Consider the following 14,903-nt stretch of genomic DNA (forward strand, 5'->3'; position numbering starts at 1 on the left):
TAGCCCACCAGTTTTACACCCCTTTTATCGTCGGCAGCGTCAGATTTGTATAAGGGACAGGTGCAGTGCCGGCAGGTCGGCCGGCGTGCAATCGCGGATGAGCATGGGAGTCCTTCGGTTCGTGAGCGGGCTGATCGGCTCCCGTCGGGTCGGACGGGGGCGGGGACGGCGCGGGGCCGTGGATCAGCGGCGGGTACGCCAGCTCGCGAAGCACTCCATGTCGACACCGTACGCCGGGACCGGTGCGCTGTGACCTGGTGGGGCACCGGGACGGCGGGTACCGTCGGTCCTGTGCAGGGCATCGGGATGATCGACGAGGCGGGACGGCTCCGCCTGATCGGCGCCGGCGCCGCGGGTGCGGCGTTCGGCGTGGTCCTCGTGGTGCTCGTGCTCTCGTCGTGGACACCCGCGACCCCGACGGTGCTCGTCGTCGTCGGTGTGCCTGCCGGCGCCGCCGGTGCCGCGATCGGGCTGCTGACGACGATGCGCTCGTGGCGACTCGACGGCGGCTATGAGCGGTCGGTCGCGGCGCAGCGCTGGGTGGCGGACGGGAAGGTGCCCGCCGATGTCCCCGCCGAGGTCTGGATCCCGATGCTGCAGGCGCAGGCCGACCGTGAGGGCGCCGGGTGGGGCAAGGTGCTGCTCGGCGTGCTCTGGATCGCGATGTCGTGGTCGATGCGCGACCAGCACGGGCCGCTCGTCACGACGATGCTCATCGGACTCTGGGTCGGGCTCGCACTGTGGGGTGGCGTGGTCGTCGTCCCGCGCGCTCGTGCCGCGCGGGCGCTGCTGCGCGATCGGGTCGCCGCACTCTCCTGACGCCGCCGTCCGGTCCGCCCTGCGCGCTGCCCGGCAGTACCCGCGAACGCGTGACTACGCTCGGCAGCATGCAGAGTCGCACCCTCGGCCGCACCGGCCGCACAGTCTCCCCCGTCGGTCTCGGCACGTGGCAGTTCGGCGGCGACTGGGGTCCCGTCAGCGAGCAGGACGCGAACGCCGTGATGGACGCCTCCGTCGAGGCCGGCGTCACGCTCTTCGACACCGCCGACGTGTACGGCGACGGGCGCAGTGAGCAGCTCATCGGTGCCTGGCGGGCGTCGAACCCCGACGTGCCGCTGACCATCGCCACGAAGATGGGCCGTCGCGCCGATCAGGAACCGTCGAACTACGTCGCCGCGAACTTCCGCGAGTGGGTCGACCGCTCGCGGAGCAACCTCCGCCAGGACACCCTCGACCTCGTGCAGCTGCACTGCCCGCCCACGCCGGTGTTCGAGGACGATGCCGTGTACGACGCCCTCGACGCGCTCGTCACCGACGGCTCGATCGCCGCCTACGGCGTCTCGGTCGAGACCGCCGACCAAGCGCTCACCGCGATCGCCCGGCCCGGCGTCGCGAGCGTGCAGATCATCCTCAACGCGTTCCGTCTCAAGCCGCTGGACCGTGTCCTCCCGGCCGCACGGGAGGCAGGGGTCGGCATCCTCGCGCGCGTCCCGCTGGCATCGGGGCTGCTCTCCGGCAAGTACACGCCGGACACCGAGTTCCCCGAGCAGGACCACCGCAACTACAACCGGCACGGCGAGGCGTTCGACCAGGGCGAGACCTTCAGCGGGGTCGACTTCGAGGACGGCGTCCGGGCCGCGCAGGCCTTCGCCGCGTCGCTGCCCGAGGGCGTCTCCGTCCCGCAGGCCGCCATCGCGTGGGTGATCGCGCAGGACGGCGTCACGGCGGCGATCCCCGGCGCACGCAATCCGGATCAGGCACGCTCGAACGCCGAGGCCGGGTCCCTCCCGGAGATCGACGGCCTCGACCGCACCGTGCACGACCTTTACGACGAGTGGTTCCGCGCCACCGTCCACGACCGGTGGTGACCCGCGGCGCGCGGACCGGTCGCGCCCTCGTCAGCGGGGTCGCCGCTGTGTTGCTGCTCGCGGGGTGCTCGTCCGGCGCGGTCATCGGCACGACCGCGGGCAGCTCGACCGACGCGCCGCCGTGGCCCGCGCCGACGAACCTCAGCGCACGGGCGGACGCTGCCGGGCTGTCGAACGTGTGGGGCGAGCGGCTCGCCGAGCACGTGCACACGCACCTGACGATCCTCGACGGCGGCGAACCCGTCACGGTGCCGGGGAACATCGGGCACTCCGACCGGAGGAAGTTCGCGGCACAGATCCACACGCACGACACCTCCGGCATCATCCACGTCGAGTCGCCCACGAAGGACACGTTCACACTCGGACAGTTCTTCGACGAGTGGGGTGTGTCGATCGGCCCCGCGCACGTCGGCGGGCTGCGCGGTGACCTGACCGTCTGGGTCGACGGGCGGCGGTTCTTCGGCAACCCGCGCTCGATCGAACTGACGAACCTGCGACAGGTGGTCCTCGAAGTCACCACCATCGGCGAAGCGCCGCGCCGCCCGGCCCCGTTCGACTGGCCACCGCAGTACCACTGACCGCACCGCGCGCCCGCCCGCACAACCAACGTCACTCCGAACCAGGCGATCCGGCAGTTCGGAGTGATGTTGGTTGTGCGAACGGCACCGGAACGAGTTCCCGCCGTGACCGCCGGCGGCTCAGGCCTCCTTCGGCGCGGTCCAGGACAGGTCGAGGTCCCACTCCGCCACGGCTCCGGCGCCGAGCTGCCACACGTACTCGTTCTTGAGCTTCCGCCCGTCGTCGCGGAACGGCCCCGTCCGGTACGGGTAGAACGCGACCGTCGGCAGCGTGCCGGGCGGCGCCGTCCGGATCGCGTTCGAGAAGTCCTTGTTCAACCGGCGCAGCTCCGAGACCACCGCGGGGCGAGCGCCGTCGGCGTCGAACCCCGACGCGCCGGAGGCGAGCTGGAACGCGATGTGGAGCTGGCGGTCCCCGCGGTCGTCCTCGTAGCTGATGAGCCGGTGGTTCTCCACGGCCTCGAGCAGCCCCGGGTCGCCGTACACGACGTCGCGCACCACGTCGGGCGCGACGACCGCGCCGTTGTAGTCGACGGAGAGGTCCGACCGCCCGTAGTGGAACAGCAGCGGCAGGTCGAGCTCGGCGGAGTCCGCGAGCTCGTCGAACCCGTGTGCGCGGAGCGTCTGCTGCAGCGGGCGCATCCGCACGACGTGCCCGCGGTCGTGGATGTTGTAGCGGATGCGCGGGCTGATGTTCTCCGATCGGGTGATCGTGACGACGAGCTCTCCGCGGTCGTTCGTCTCGATGAGGTACCCGAACGGGTTGAACTGGAACACCATCGGGAGGACGCCGTACTCTTCCTGCTTCGTGAGCGCTGCCGAGAGCTCCGGCGACGCGGCGATCGCCCGCCGCAGCGCGACCGAGAACGGCGTCTCGATGCCGAGGTTGATCTCGAGGTCGCTCGCCCCGTACGACCCGAGCACCGCCTGCGCGTACTGCTCGATGTGGGCGCGCATGTTCTCGCTGATGCCCTCGCCGCCGAACGCCGCGACGATCGTGTACCGGCTCCAGTCGAGCCGGTCGTCCTCGAACAGCGCCTTCAGGAACGGCGGGTAGCTGCAGATGATGTACGTGAAGTCGGGGCCGAACTCCCGCATCGTCTGCACGATCTTGTCGCGATCGGGGCCGATCGACTTGATCATCGACGACTCGGTGAGCGACGCCGTCACGTTCATGCCGGTCGCCCACGCGCCGAGCGAGAAGGCGTTCAGCACGAACGGCTGCTTCGGCAGGTCCTTCGCGGTCCGCGAGAACCCGAGCTGCAGGAGCTGCCGGGTCGCCTGCCGCTCGTCCGGGCCGCGCACCCAACTCGTCGGTGTGCCGCTCGACCCGCTCGACTCGTCGACGACCACGCCGCGCCGCGGGAGCCGCCCGTCGAGGCAGCGCTCCGGGATGCTCCACCGCTTGACGTAGGAGTCCTTGTCCATCTCGGGCAGGCCCGCGAGCGAGGCGGCGATGCCACCGCGGGTGTCCAGCCGGGAGGCACGCCCCTGCTCCGCCAGGAACGCCCGGTACGCGGGCACCCGCTCCGCCGCGCGTTCCGCGGTCCGCCACGCGCGCCACCGTCCGAGGGTCCACCGCAGCGGCTCGATGCCCGGGGCGAGCAGGAGCTTGTGGGTCTGCACGCGCGGCATGAAGAGGGCGACGAACGTCTCGACGACCCACACCACGGAGAACACCGCTGCGCGCTTCACGAGTCCGCCCCGATCGTCATGGCCGACGCCGGGCGCCGGTGCGCCAGTGGTGGTGGTGCACTGTGCCCGAAGCGGAAGAGCATCCAGGCCATGTCGCCTCCGGACTCGTCGACACCAGCACGGTTCACGAACGCGGCGTGCGACCGCGGGTTCGTGATCACCGTGCCGAACGGGTGCAGCGCGATGCCCCGCGCCGTGAAGTCGAGCCAGATGCGCATGAAGACCCGGCCGGCCTCGACGTACTCGGTCGGCGAGGAGAACGGGCCCTCCAACCAACCGAGCTGCCGGACGCCCCGCATGGTCGACAGGTACACCCGCTTGAAGAGTCCGCCGATGCCCGGTGCCTCCCACAGCCCGCGGTGTTCCATCGCGAACCGCAGCACCGGCCCGGGCATGAGCATCGTCTCGGCGGACAGGCCGTCACCTGACTCCGCGGCCTGGCGCTTCGAGAACCGCAGCCAGTGCAGGATCTCCTCGTGGACGGCGTCGTTCCGGAGGTCGTCGAACAGCGTCTCCTGGTTGACACGCACGATCTCGTCGACCGTCGCACGGTCGGCGGTCGTCCGGAACCGGTGCCCGGACGCCGCCGCGATGCCGACCGCAGCCGACACGGCGGAGTCGTCCACGAGCGTCGCGTCGTAGGGCCTGCGTGACGTGCGCCGCGCGGTGAAGCGTGCCAGGGCCTCCCGGTCGTCCGCGGTGACCCTGTGTGGACGCAGCGTGACCCGACCGAGCCGGTGCAGGTGGTCCGAGGGATCGCGGTCGAGCCGGGTGAAGTCCATCTCGGCGTGGTCGAGGTCCTCGGACACGGTGAAGCCGTGCGCGCGGGCGACGACGTCGAGCCCGGCGAGGAAGACCCCGGCGCAGACGTGCCCGAAGGGGATCCCGAACGACTCGGCCGGCAGCCCTCGACGCAGGTCGTAGAACACGATCGCCGTCCGGTCGTCCTCGACGCGGAGCACGATCGGCTGCGAGTTGTGCGGTGACGGGTAGTGCCGGGCGTCCTCGACGATGCCGGTCCACGGTGATGCCATCGTTCCCCCTCGGTGGTCGTGGCGCTGATGCTACCCACACCCCTCCGACGCCCATGCCCGCGGCGACATGCACGGGGCCGCGCCCACGTCGCGTGCGGACACGCGCGGTGGGGCCCGCGGGTAGCCTGACGCCATGACCGTGATCCGGACGGGGACCGACCTGGCCGACGTCGAGGACGTCATCCGCGGCATCACGAGCCACGGCGAGCGCTACCTCGCACGCGTGTTCACCGTGCAGGAGCGCGTCGACACCGGCGACGACCCCGAGCGTCTGGCCGCCCGGTTCGCCGCGAAGGAGGCGGTCGTCAAGCTGCTCCGCCCGACCCGGACCGACCCCGTGCCCCTCGCGGACGTCGCCGTCGTCCTCGACGAGCACGGCGCACCGAGCGTGGCACTCGCCGGTGCCGCGGCGGCCCTCGCCGAGGCGATCGGCTGCGGACCGATCGCGATCTCGCTGTCGCACGAGCGAGGCCTCGCCGTCGCCACGGCCGTGGCCCTGTCCGAGCGCTGACGAAGCTCACCGGGCGCTGCATCCGCTCTCCGGGCGCTCCGCGGGCTCGCTGCTGCGTCCGCCCGCGCCGCGGCTGTACATCCACTCAGGTACCTCGGGGCGTCGTGCGGTTTCGCGCACCCGGACAGCGGCTTTCCGGGGAGCCATCCTCATTACGGTTGCCGCATGGACCAGGACCAGCAGACCCGCGCGACCGCCGTCGCGCTCGCCGACCCCAGCACCGAAGACGCCGTCCGCCGCGCCCTCGCCGACCACGGACGCCTCACCGTCGACGCGTGGGACGTGGCCTCGATCGCGGACCTCTACGCACTCGGGCTGACGTCGCACGCCACCGTCAACGTGATGCTCGCGGTCGAGAACGAGCTCGACGTGGAGTTCCCGGACGCCGTGCTCAACCGGTCGACGTTCGCGACGGTCGAATCGATCGTGCACGCCGCCGGGCTCGCCTCGTGACCGTGACGGCAGCGGCTCCGCCGACTGCGCCGGTCCCGGTGGTCCCCGCGTCCGGTCGCAGCAGCTCCGGCCGTCGCGCCCGGCGCGTGGCGACCCCGAGCGGGGAGTCCGCCGCTCCCGTCGCTCCGGCCGGTTCCGTCACCCCGGCCGCTCACGCCACGGCGTCCACCGTCGCCGGCAGCGACCCGTGCGGGCGGTTCGCCGCCCGCACCGCACTCGTCGCCGACATCGCGCGGCTGTTCGCCGACGAGGTGGACCGGGACGCCCGACCCCCGCGCGAGGCGATCGCCGCGATGAAGGAGCACGGCCTCCTCGCCGCGGCCGTCCCGACGGAGCTCGGTGGCGAAGGAGCCACCGTCGCCGAGCTGTCGGTCATCGCGACCGAGCTCGGACGGGCCTGCGCCGCGACCGCGATGGTGTTCGCGATGCACCAGGGCCAGGCGATGGCGTTGTGGCGGCACGGCGGCGACGGGGCCGGCGTGACCGACCTCGTGGCGCGGGTGCGCGAGGGTGCGCTGCTCGCGTCCTCGACCACCGAGCGCGGCATCGGCGGCGACACCCGTCGGAGCACCTGCGCGCTCGAACCCGACGCCGACGGGCGCATCCGGCTCCGGAAGGACGCCCCGGTCATCTCGTACGCCACCGAGGCGGACGCGATCCTCGTCACCGCCCGCCGGGACCTCGACGCCGCGGCCTCCGACCAGCGGGTCGTGGTCTGCCTGCCCGAGCACACCACGCTCACGCAGACCTCGACGTGGGACACCCTCGGACTCCGCGGCACCTGCAGCAACGGGTGGGTGCTCGACGCGGAGACCACGGCCGACCACGTGCTCCGGGACGACTACGCGGCGGTGAGCGCCCGCACGGTGCTCCCGGTCTCGCACGTGCTCTGGGCGTCGGTGTGGCTCGGCATCGCGGCCGACGCCGCCGACCGCGCGCGCACGGCCGTCCGGAAGCAGGCCCGCGCCACCGTCGGGTCGGCCCCGCCCGGCGCGCTCCGGCTCGCCGAGCTGCTCGTCGAGCTGCAGTCGCTGGCCGACACCGTCCGGCACGCCGCGGAACGGTACGACGTCGTCGCCGAGGACACCGACGTCCTCGACTCCACGGCGTACGCCCTCGCCGCGAACGCCCTCAAGATCGGGGCGTCCGAGCGCGTCACCGACCTCGTCACCCGGTCCCTGCGCATCGTCGGGATCGCCGGGTACGCCGCGAGCGGTCCCACCAGCATCGCCCGACACCTCCGAGACGCCCACGGTGCCGCCGTCATGGTGAGCAACGACCGTCTCCTCCACAACGACGCCGGCATGGCGCTCATGACGGGAGCACTCCTGTGACCATCCACCTCGACCACGACACCGCCGCCCCCGCCGCCTCCGAGACCGCCGTCGGCACCACCGCCGCACCCGTCGAGGACAGCGCTGACGCCCTCGGAGCAGCCCGCGCTGAGCTGCGCGATCGCCTGCTCGCCGACGGCGTGCTCCTCGACCTCGGCTCCCCCGGCCTCTACGGCCGCACGGGGGTGTTCGAGCGCGTCTACTCCGCCGTCGACGCCGCCGCGGTCCGCAGCCAGGCCGACCTCGACGCCGAGGTCCTGCGCTTCCCGCCGGTCGAACCGCTGGCGTCGTTCGAGCGGACCGACTACATCGCGTCGTTCCCGGACCTCGCGGCCTCCATCTCCGGGTTCACCGGGGACGACCGGACGCACCGGGCGCTCCTCGCCGCCCGCGAGCGCGGGGAGCGCTGGGAGGGCTTCCTCGAACCCGCGGACCTCATGCTCACGCCGGCCGTCTGCCACCCCGTGTACGGCCTGGTCGGCGACACGGTGCCCGAGGGTGGCCGCTCGTTCGACATCCTCGGCGACTCGTTCCGCCGTGAGCCGTCGCTCGACCCGATGCGGCTCCAGGCGTTCCACATGCACGAGTTCGTGCACATCGGCACGCCGGCTTCCGCGAAGGCGCACCGTGACGACCGCATCCCGGTGATGCACGCACTGCTCGAGTCGTTCGGCCTCGAGATCGACGTCGTGCCCGCGAACGACCCGTTCTTCGGCCGGGTCGGGCAGATGCTCGCCCGCAACCAGGTCGAGCAGGCGCTGAAGTTCGAGTTCGTGACCCCGGTCTACGGCCCGGGACACGACGCGACCGCGATCAGCTCCGCGAACCTGCACGAGGACCACTTCGGCACGGCGTTCGGCATCCGGAGCGCGGACGGCGGCGTCGCCCACAGTGCCTGCATCGCGTTCGGCCTGGAGCGCATCACCATCGCGCTCTTCGCCGCGCACGGCACCGACCCCGACGAGTGGCCGGCGGCCGTCCGCTCGGCGCTGGCACTGTGAGCACCCTGCACGGCTGGTCCGGCTCCCCCGCCGTCCGCGTGGCCGTGCAGCTGCCGCCCGCTGCGCGGGCCGGGGTCGTCGTCGTCCCACCGCTCGGACAGGAGGGCGTGATCGCGTACCGCACCCTTCGCCTGCTGGCGGACCGCCTGGAGGCCCGTGGCGTGGCCTCGGTGCGCTACGACCCGTCCGGACGTGGGGACTCCGCCCCCGACACCGACCCGCACGCGCAGGTCCGGTCCGCGGGACACGCGGCCGCGCTGCTCCGCAGCACGGGTGTCGAGCGGATCGCCTTCGTCGGGCTGGCGTCGGCGGCGTTGATCGCCGCCGGGGCTGCCGGGGACGGCGACGCGCTCGTCGTGTGGGACCCGCCGGCGTCCGGTCGTGCGTGGCTCCGTGGCCAGCGGGCGCTCGCGACCATGACGATCGGTCCCGACCGCGTGGTCGACGGGTACGAGACGCTCGTCGGCATCGACGTGGACGCTGCCGAGGCCGACGTCCTCGGCGCGATCGCCTACACCCCGCGGTCTGCGCCGACCGTGTCGTTCGTCCGCGAGGGTGCTCCGGCGCCCCGCGCGCTCGGCCCGGTCGAGCGGATCGAGGTCACCGGCAGCGCCGAGCTCCTCGACCGCACGAGCATGCACGCCCGGATCCCCGACGCCGCGGTGGACGCCGTGGTCTCCTGGCTCGACACCTGGGCCCCGGTGGCCCCGGTGCCCGTTCGGCAGCCCGTCCTGCAGGAGGTGCTCGACGTCGACGGGCGGGTGTCCGAGCGCACGGTCCGGATCGGTCCGGAGGCCCTGTTCGGCATCGAGACGGTCTCGTCCGCGCAGCACCACGACGCTCCGACCGTCCTGCTGCACAACGGCTCGGCGGAGCACCGCGTCGGCGCCACGGACTACCAGGTCGCACTCGCGCGGGACCTCGCTCGAGACGGCGCTCGGGTCCTCCGCATCGACCGACGTGGCACGGGCGAGAGCTCGGTGGTGCGGGCGGACGAGCGGGACTTCATGTTCGCGCAGGAGTGGATCGACGACCAGTCGGCGGTCGTCGACGCGCTCGACGTCCCGCCGGAGCGGCTCGCCCTCGTCGGGATGTGCGCCGGCGCCTGGCTCGCCGGTCGTGCCGTCGAGGAAGCACCGCGACTCGTGGTCGAGATCAGTCCGAACGACTACCGGCGGACGCCGGCGGCACCGGGCAGCTACGCGGACCACGTCCGTGCGGTCGACGCCCCGTCGCCGCGTCGGGCATGGGTCCGGGAGCGGTACAACCGGTACGTGCCGGAACGACTCCGTGCACGCATCGCTCGTCGGGACCGGGTGGGCGGCGTCGTCGGCCACGTCCGTCCACTCGTGCAGCACGGCACCGAGGTCGTGCTCGTCGTGGCGCCGGAGGACGCCGAGCTGTTCGACCGGCTCGGCGGTCGTCGCGCGGTCAAGCGGTGGTCGGGCCAGGTGGACGTCGTCCGGGTGCCGGAGGGCGACCACGCACTGTTCTCCCCCGCGATGCGCGCCGCCGTCCGGGCCGAGGTCCGCGCCCGCGTCGCCGCGACGTTCCCCGCCCACGTCTGAGGGCCCGGCGAGGTCCGCTCAGGCCGCTGTCGAACGACGGTGCCGCCGTCGCACGACGACGGCGCCGTCGTCCGTTGCACGCGCAACGGTTGCACGCGCAACGGTTGCACGCGCGCCGAGACGACACGACCGCCGTCGCACGACAACGGCGCCGTCGTCCCTTGCACGCGCAACGGTTGCACGCGCGCCGAGACGACACGACCGCCGTCGCACGACAACGGCGCCGTCGTCCCTTGCACGCGCAACGGTTGCACGCGCGCGGAGACGACACGACCGCCGTCGCACGACAACGGCGCCGTCGTCCGTTGCACGCGCAAGCATCGGCACGAGGGGGTACGACGACGGTGTCACTCGTCCACGCAGGCGAGCACCCACGTCAGGGGGTGAGGAGCGCGGCGACCACGGCGGGGTGCTCGACGTGGGCGAAGTGACCGCAGTCGTCCAGGAGCTCCGTCCGGACACCGGGCACGAGCTCGCGCAACTCGTCGAGGTCCGCGGGGCGCGCGAAGACGTCGCCGCGCCCGAGGACGGCGACGACCGGGCACGCGATGCTCCGCCAACGCTCGGTGTCGTACCCTGCAGCCGACCGGGCCGCTGCCGTGAACCCGCCCGGTCGGAGCTCGCGCACGAAGGCGTCGAGCACGCTGCGGTCGAGTCGGCGCACGTGCGTGAACACCGGAGCAGCGAGCAGCCGCAGCAGGCCGACCGCGGCGAGTCCGCGGAGCAGCGGCACCGCGGCCCGACCGGTCACGAGGAGCCCGGCGCGGAGCAGCGTGTACGCCGGCAGCGTCCGGAGCGCGCGCCACGGGTGCCGGGCGGCACGGACCGTCGCAGCGGTCGTCGGCGACACGAGGACGAGCGAGCGCACCCGCTCCGGCAGCGCGACCGCGAGGTGCAGCCCGATGAACGCACCCATCGAGTGCCCGATCACCCGGACGGGCCCCGTGCCGAGGGCGTCGAGGACCGCGGACACGACGTCGGACCCGTCGTCGATCGTCAACGGCGCCGACGGGGCCGGGGAGGAGCCCCAACCGGGCAGGTCGAGCAGCACCACACCGCGGCCACGGAGACCGTCCGCGGCAGCGAGCAGCGGGGTCCACGTCGTCCACGACCCGGCGACGCCGTGCAGGAGCAGGACGGGGTCCGGCCCCGGTCGGTGGTGCACCACCACGGGGCCGACCGACGTGACGACGGTCGTGCGGACGAGCGACCAGCGTGCGGGTTCGTCACGCAACGGGAACGGCGCGTAGGCGCCGTCGCGGCAGGCGACCACGTCGTCCACCGTGTGTCCGTCGATGAGCCGCACCGTGCCTCCCTCCCGTCCGGACGCGTCAGCGTCCTCCGGAGGGGTTCGGAACGCTAGCCGACCGGGACGGGTGCCGCGCAGGCGGCGAGGCGGTCGAGGGCGGCGCGGTACTCCGCGACGTCGCGCTGCAGACCCGGTTCGGTGATGATCGAGGCCTTGATGCGCCCCTGCACGTCGATGACGAAGGTCGCCCGGGTGGCGAAGCCCTTCTTGTCGAGGAACACGCCGTACTCCTTCGACACCGCACCGTGCGGCCAGAAGTCCGCGAGGAGCTCGAAGTCGTAGCCGTTGGCCTCGGCGAACGACCGGAGCGTCGCCTTGGAGTCGACGGAGATGCCGATGAGCTCGACACGCTGGTCCTGGAACATCGCGATGTTGTCCTGCAGGACGCAGAGCTCGTTCGTGCAGCCCGACGAGAACGCGAGGGGGAAGAAGACGAGGGCGACGGGGCGGATGCCGCGGAAGTCGCTGAGGCGGACGTGCTCGCCGAACTGGTTCGGGAGCTCGAAGTCCGGCGCGAGGGAGCCGATCTCCAGTGCCATCGGTGCGTGTGCTTCTTCCTCGGGCGTGGTGTGTGCCCGTGTCCCGTGCAGGCGCGGGTCACGCGTGCACGATCGGCAATCGTACGCCGACGTCACCCGAATGCAAGCGCGTGTCCACGTGCACGTCACCATCAGGGTCACGGTCGGTGGTGGGGCCTAGAGTGGTGGGGGTTTCCCTCCGGTCCGACCCGACCGTCGGAACCCGCCATGTCCACCACCACGAGAACGAACGAGGTCAAGGGTGACGGTGAACGACCAGGACCCGTACAGCGCAGGCAGCAACGACCAGGACCCGGAGGAGACCGCCGAGTGGCGTGAGTCCCTCGACGGCCTGGTGCAGACCCACGGCCACCAGCGCGGCCGCGAGATCATGCTGAGCCTGCTCAAGCGGTCCAAGGAACTGCACCTCGGTGTGCCGATGGTCCCCACGACGGACTACGTCAACACCATCGCTCCGGAGAACGAGCCCGAGTTCCCCGGTGACGAGGAGCTCGAGCGCCGCTACCGCCGGTGGATCCGCTGGAACGCCGCGATCACGGTGCACCGCGCCCAGCGGCCGGGCATCGCCGTGGGCGGACACATCTCGACCTACGCGTCGAGCGCCGCGATGTACGAGGTCGGTTACAACCACTTCTTCCGCGCGCAGGACCACCCCTCCGGCGGCGACCAGGTCTTCTTCCAGGGCCACGCCTCCCCCGGCATGTACGCCCGCGCATACATGGAAGGCCGCCTCAGCGAGGACCAGCTCGACGGCTTCCGGCAGGAGAAGTCCCACGCAGGCGGTGGGCTGTCGTCCTACCCGCACCCGCGTCTCATGCCGCACTTCTGGCAGTTCCCGACCGTGTCGATGGGCATCGGCCCGATCAACGCGATCTACCAGGCGCAGCAGGCGAAGTACCTCTCGAACCGCGGCATCAAGGACGCGTCCGACCAGCAGGTGTGGGCGTTCCTCGGCGACGGCGAGATGGACGAGGTCGAGTCGCGCGGACAGCTCCAGGTCGCCGCGAACGACGGCCTCGACAACCTGAACTTCGTGATCAACTGCAACCTGCAGCGTCTCGACGGTCCGGTCCGCGGCAACGGCAAGATCATCCAGGAGCTCGAGGCCTTCTTCCGCGGCGCGGGCTGGAACGTCATCAAGGTGATCTGGGGTCGCGAGTGGGATGACCTCCTCGCCCGCGACACCGAGGGCGCCCTGCTCAACCTCATGAACGCCACGCCCGACGGTGACTACCAGACGTACAAGGCCGAGAACGGCGCGTACGTCCGCGAGAACTTCTTCGGGCGCGACCCGCGGGCACTCCAGCTGGTCGAGGGCTACTCCGACGACCAGATCTGGAACCTGAAGCGCGGTGGCCACGACTACCGCAAGGTCTACGCCGCGTTCAAGGCCGCGACCGAGCACAAGGGCCAGCCGACCGTCATCCTCGCGAAGACGGTCAAGGGCTACGGCCTCGGCCCGAGCTTCGAGGGGCGCAACGCGACCCACCAGATGAAGAAGCTCACGCTCGACAACCTCAAGCAGTTCCGCGACGAGATGCGCATCCCGATCTCCGACGCGCAGCTCGAGGAGAACCCCTACACGCCGCCGTACTACCACCCGGGGAACGACGACGAGGCGATCCAGTACATGCACGAGCGTCGCCGCGAGCTCGGCGGCTACGTGCCGGAGCGTCGGACGAAGTACACGCAGGTCACCCTGCCCGACGACTCGAAGTACCAGGTCGTCAAGAAGGGCTCCGGCAAGCAGGAGGTCGCCACGACGATGGCGTTCGCCCGCCTGCTGAAGGACCTGCTGCGCTCGCCCGACTTCGGCGACCGCGTGGTCCCGATCATCCCGGACGAGGCACGCACGTTCGGCATGGACGCGTACTTCCCGACCGCGAAGATCTACAACCCGAACGGCCAGCACTACACGTCGGTCGACCGCGAGCTCCTCCTGGCGTACAAGGAGAGCCCGCAGGGCCAGATCATCCACGTCGGCATCAACGAGGCGGGTGCCCTCGCGGCGTTCACCGCGGTCGGCACCTCGTACTCGACGCAGGGCGAGCCGCTCATCCCGGTCTACGTCTTCTACTCGCAGTTCGGGTTCCAGCGCACCGGTGACGCCATCTGGGCCGCCGGCGACCAGATGACCCGCGGGTTCATGATCGGCGCCACCGCCGGCCGGACGACCCTGACGGGTGAGGGCCTACAGCACGCCGACGGCCACTCGCTGCTCCTCGCGGCGACGAACCCGGCCGTGGTGTCCTACGACCCCGCGTACGGGTACGAGATCGGCCACATCGTCAAGGCCGGCCTCGAGCGCATGTACGGCACGAACGAGGACGGCTCGCCGAAGCACGCCGACCCGAACGTCATGTACTACCTCACGGTCTACAACGAGCCGCTGGTCCAGCCGGCCGAGCCGGAGGGTGTCGACGCCGAGGGCATCGTCAAGGGGATGTACCTCCTCAAGCCGAGCGAGCAGGACGGCCCGAAGGCGCAGCTGCTCGCGTCCGGTGTCGCCGTGCCGTGGATCCTCGAGGCGCAGCAGCTCCTCGCCGAGGACTGGGGCGTGTCGGCGGACGTCTGGAGCGTCACGAGCTGGGGTGAGCTGTACCGCGACGGTCTCGACGCGGAGCAGCACGCGTTCCTCAACCCGAACGAGGCCCCGCGGACGCCGTACGTCACCGAGCGCCTGCTCGGCACCGAGGGCCCGGTCGTGGCGGTGAGCGACTTCATGCACCAGGTGCAGGAGCAGATCCGCCCGTTCGTCCCGACCGACTACGCCACGCTCGGCGCCGACGGCTTCGGCTTCTCGGACACCCGCCCGGCAGCCCGCCGCTTCTTCCACATCGACGGCCCCTCGGTCGTCGTGCGGACGCTGCAGCAGCTGGCGAAGCAGGGCAAGGTCGACCACGCCCTCGTGCAGCAGGCGATCGACAAGTACCGCCTGCACGACGTCACCGCCGGAACCACCGGCAGCGCGGGCGGCGAGAGCTGAGTTGTCGACACCCCGCACCGACCCTGC

13 protein-coding genes are annotated in these 14,903 nt (G+C 71.8%); 9 read left to right on the plus strand and 4 right to left on the minus strand.

Annotated elements, in window-relative coordinates; genetic code table 11:
- Nucleotides 1–291 precede the first annotated feature (291 nt).
- From NS184_RS03270 to NS184_RS03280, 3 genes are all read left to right on the plus strand, one after another.
- Nucleotides 292–819: a hypothetical protein gene (locus NS184_RS03270; protein ID WP_152998033.1), complete on the plus strand. Its 528-nt coding sequence runs from the start codon at nt 292–294 to the stop codon at nt 817–819.
- 68 nt (nt 820–887) lie between these two features.
- Complete coding sequence (locus tag NS184_RS03275; RefSeq protein WP_058724717.1) at nt 888–1,868, plus strand: aldo/keto reductase; 981 nt, start codon at nt 888–890, stop codon at nt 1,866–1,868.
- Nucleotides 1,862–2,446: a hypothetical protein gene (locus NS184_RS03280; RefSeq protein WP_058724718.1), complete on the plus strand. Its 585-nt coding sequence runs from the start codon at nt 1,862–1,864 to the stop codon at nt 2,444–2,446. The genes NS184_RS03275 and NS184_RS03280 overlap by 7 nt, the downstream gene beginning before the upstream one ends.
- Before the next feature lie 120 nt (nt 2,447–2,566).
- Here the strand turns inward: NS184_RS03280 and NS184_RS03285 are convergent, their stop codons facing one another.
- Together NS184_RS03285 and NS184_RS03290 are read right to left on the minus strand one after the other, a co-directional pair.
- Nucleotides 2,567–4,141 (minus strand): phenylacetate--CoA ligase family protein, encoded by a 1,575-nt coding sequence (locus tag NS184_RS03285; protein WP_242862956.1) that lies wholly within the window; start codon nt 4,139–4,141, stop codon nt 2,567–2,569.
- Nucleotides 4,138–5,175, minus strand: a complete 1,038-nt coding sequence (locus NS184_RS03290; protein WP_058724719.1) for a hypothetical protein — start codon at nt 5,173–5,175, stop codon at nt 4,138–4,140. Before NS184_RS03290 ends, NS184_RS03285 begins: the two co-directional genes overlap by 4 nt.
- A 133-nt stretch (nt 5,176–5,308) precedes the next feature.
- Here NS184_RS03290 and NS184_RS03295 point away from each other — a divergent pair, with 133 nt between their 5' ends.
- The 5 genes from NS184_RS03295 to NS184_RS03315 all read left to right on the plus strand — a co-directional run bounded on the left by NS184_RS03295 (nt 5,309) and on the right by NS184_RS03315 (nt 10,042).
- On the plus strand, nt 5,309–5,686 hold the full coding sequence (locus tag NS184_RS03295) for a holo-ACP synthase (protein ID WP_058724720.1): 378 nt from the start codon (nt 5,309–5,311) through the stop codon (nt 5,684–5,686).
- A 165-nt stretch (nt 5,687–5,851) separates the two neighbouring features.
- A complete protein-coding gene (locus NS184_RS03300) occupies nt 5,852–6,139 on the plus strand; it encodes an acyl carrier protein (protein ID WP_058724721.1) in 288 nt (95 codons plus the stop codon).
- 86 nt (nt 6,140–6,225) lie between these two features.
- A complete protein-coding gene (locus tag NS184_RS03305; protein WP_083513419.1) occupies nt 6,226–7,473 on the plus strand; it encodes an acyl-CoA dehydrogenase family protein in 1,248 nt (415 codons plus the stop codon).
- Nucleotides 7,470–8,474, plus strand: a complete 1,005-nt coding sequence (locus NS184_RS03310; RefSeq protein ID WP_206556253.1) for an amino acid--[acyl-carrier-protein] ligase — start codon at nt 7,470–7,472, stop codon at nt 8,472–8,474. The genes NS184_RS03305 and NS184_RS03310 overlap by 4 nt, the downstream gene beginning before the upstream one ends.
- Nucleotides 8,471–10,042, plus strand: a complete 1,572-nt coding sequence (locus NS184_RS03315) for an alpha/beta hydrolase (protein WP_152998035.1) — start codon at nt 8,471–8,473, stop codon at nt 10,040–10,042. The genes NS184_RS03310 and NS184_RS03315 overlap by 4 nt, the downstream gene beginning before the upstream one ends.
- A gap of 376 nt (nt 10,043–10,418) precedes the next feature.
- On the opposite strand, the gene NS184_RS03320 is transcribed toward NS184_RS03315, so the two are convergent.
- Together NS184_RS03320 and NS184_RS03325 are read right to left on the minus strand one after the other, a co-directional pair.
- A complete protein-coding gene (locus NS184_RS03320) occupies nt 10,419–11,348 on the minus strand; it encodes an alpha/beta fold hydrolase (protein ID WP_058724723.1) in 930 nt (309 codons plus the stop codon).
- A 53-nt stretch (nt 11,349–11,401) separates the two neighbouring features.
- Nucleotides 11,402–11,890, minus strand: a complete 489-nt coding sequence (locus NS184_RS03325) for a peroxiredoxin (protein ID WP_058724724.1) — start codon at nt 11,888–11,890, stop codon at nt 11,402–11,404.
- 241 nt (nt 11,891–12,131) lie between these two features.
- Between NS184_RS03325 and aceE the strand changes: the two genes are divergently transcribed.
- Nucleotides 12,132–14,876, plus strand: coding sequence for a pyruvate dehydrogenase (acetyl-transferring), homodimeric type (gene aceE, locus NS184_RS03330; protein WP_058724725.1), 2,745 nt, complete (start codon nt 12,132–12,134; stop codon nt 14,874–14,876).
- The last annotated feature ends 27 nt before the right edge of the window (nt 14,877–14,903 follow it).

Source organism: Curtobacterium luteum (assembly GCF_001475545.1).
GTDB classification, from domain to species: domain Bacteria; phylum Actinomycetota; class Actinomycetes; order Actinomycetales; family Microbacteriaceae; genus Curtobacterium; species Curtobacterium luteum_A.

Excerpts from the sequence above, each read along its gene's own strand:
- NS184_RS03275 (WP_058724717.1), top strand. The coding sequence starts at position 888 with ATGCAGAGTCGCACCCTCGGCCGCACCGGCCGCACAGTCTCCCCCGTC.
- NS184_RS03290 (WP_058724719.1), bottom strand. The coding sequence starts at position 5,175 with ATGGCATCACCGTGGACCGGCATCGTCGAGGACGCCCGGCACTACCCG.
- NS184_RS03295 (WP_058724720.1), top strand. The coding sequence starts at position 5,309 with ATGACCGTGATCCGGACGGGGACCGACCTGGCCGACGTCGAGGACGTC.
- NS184_RS03300 (WP_058724721.1), top strand. The coding sequence starts at position 5,852 with ATGGACCAGGACCAGCAGACCCGCGCGACCGCCGTCGCGCTCGCCGAC.
- NS184_RS03325 (WP_058724724.1), bottom strand. The coding sequence starts at position 11,890 with ATGGCACTGGAGATCGGCTCCCTCGCGCCGGACTTCGAGCTCCCGAAC.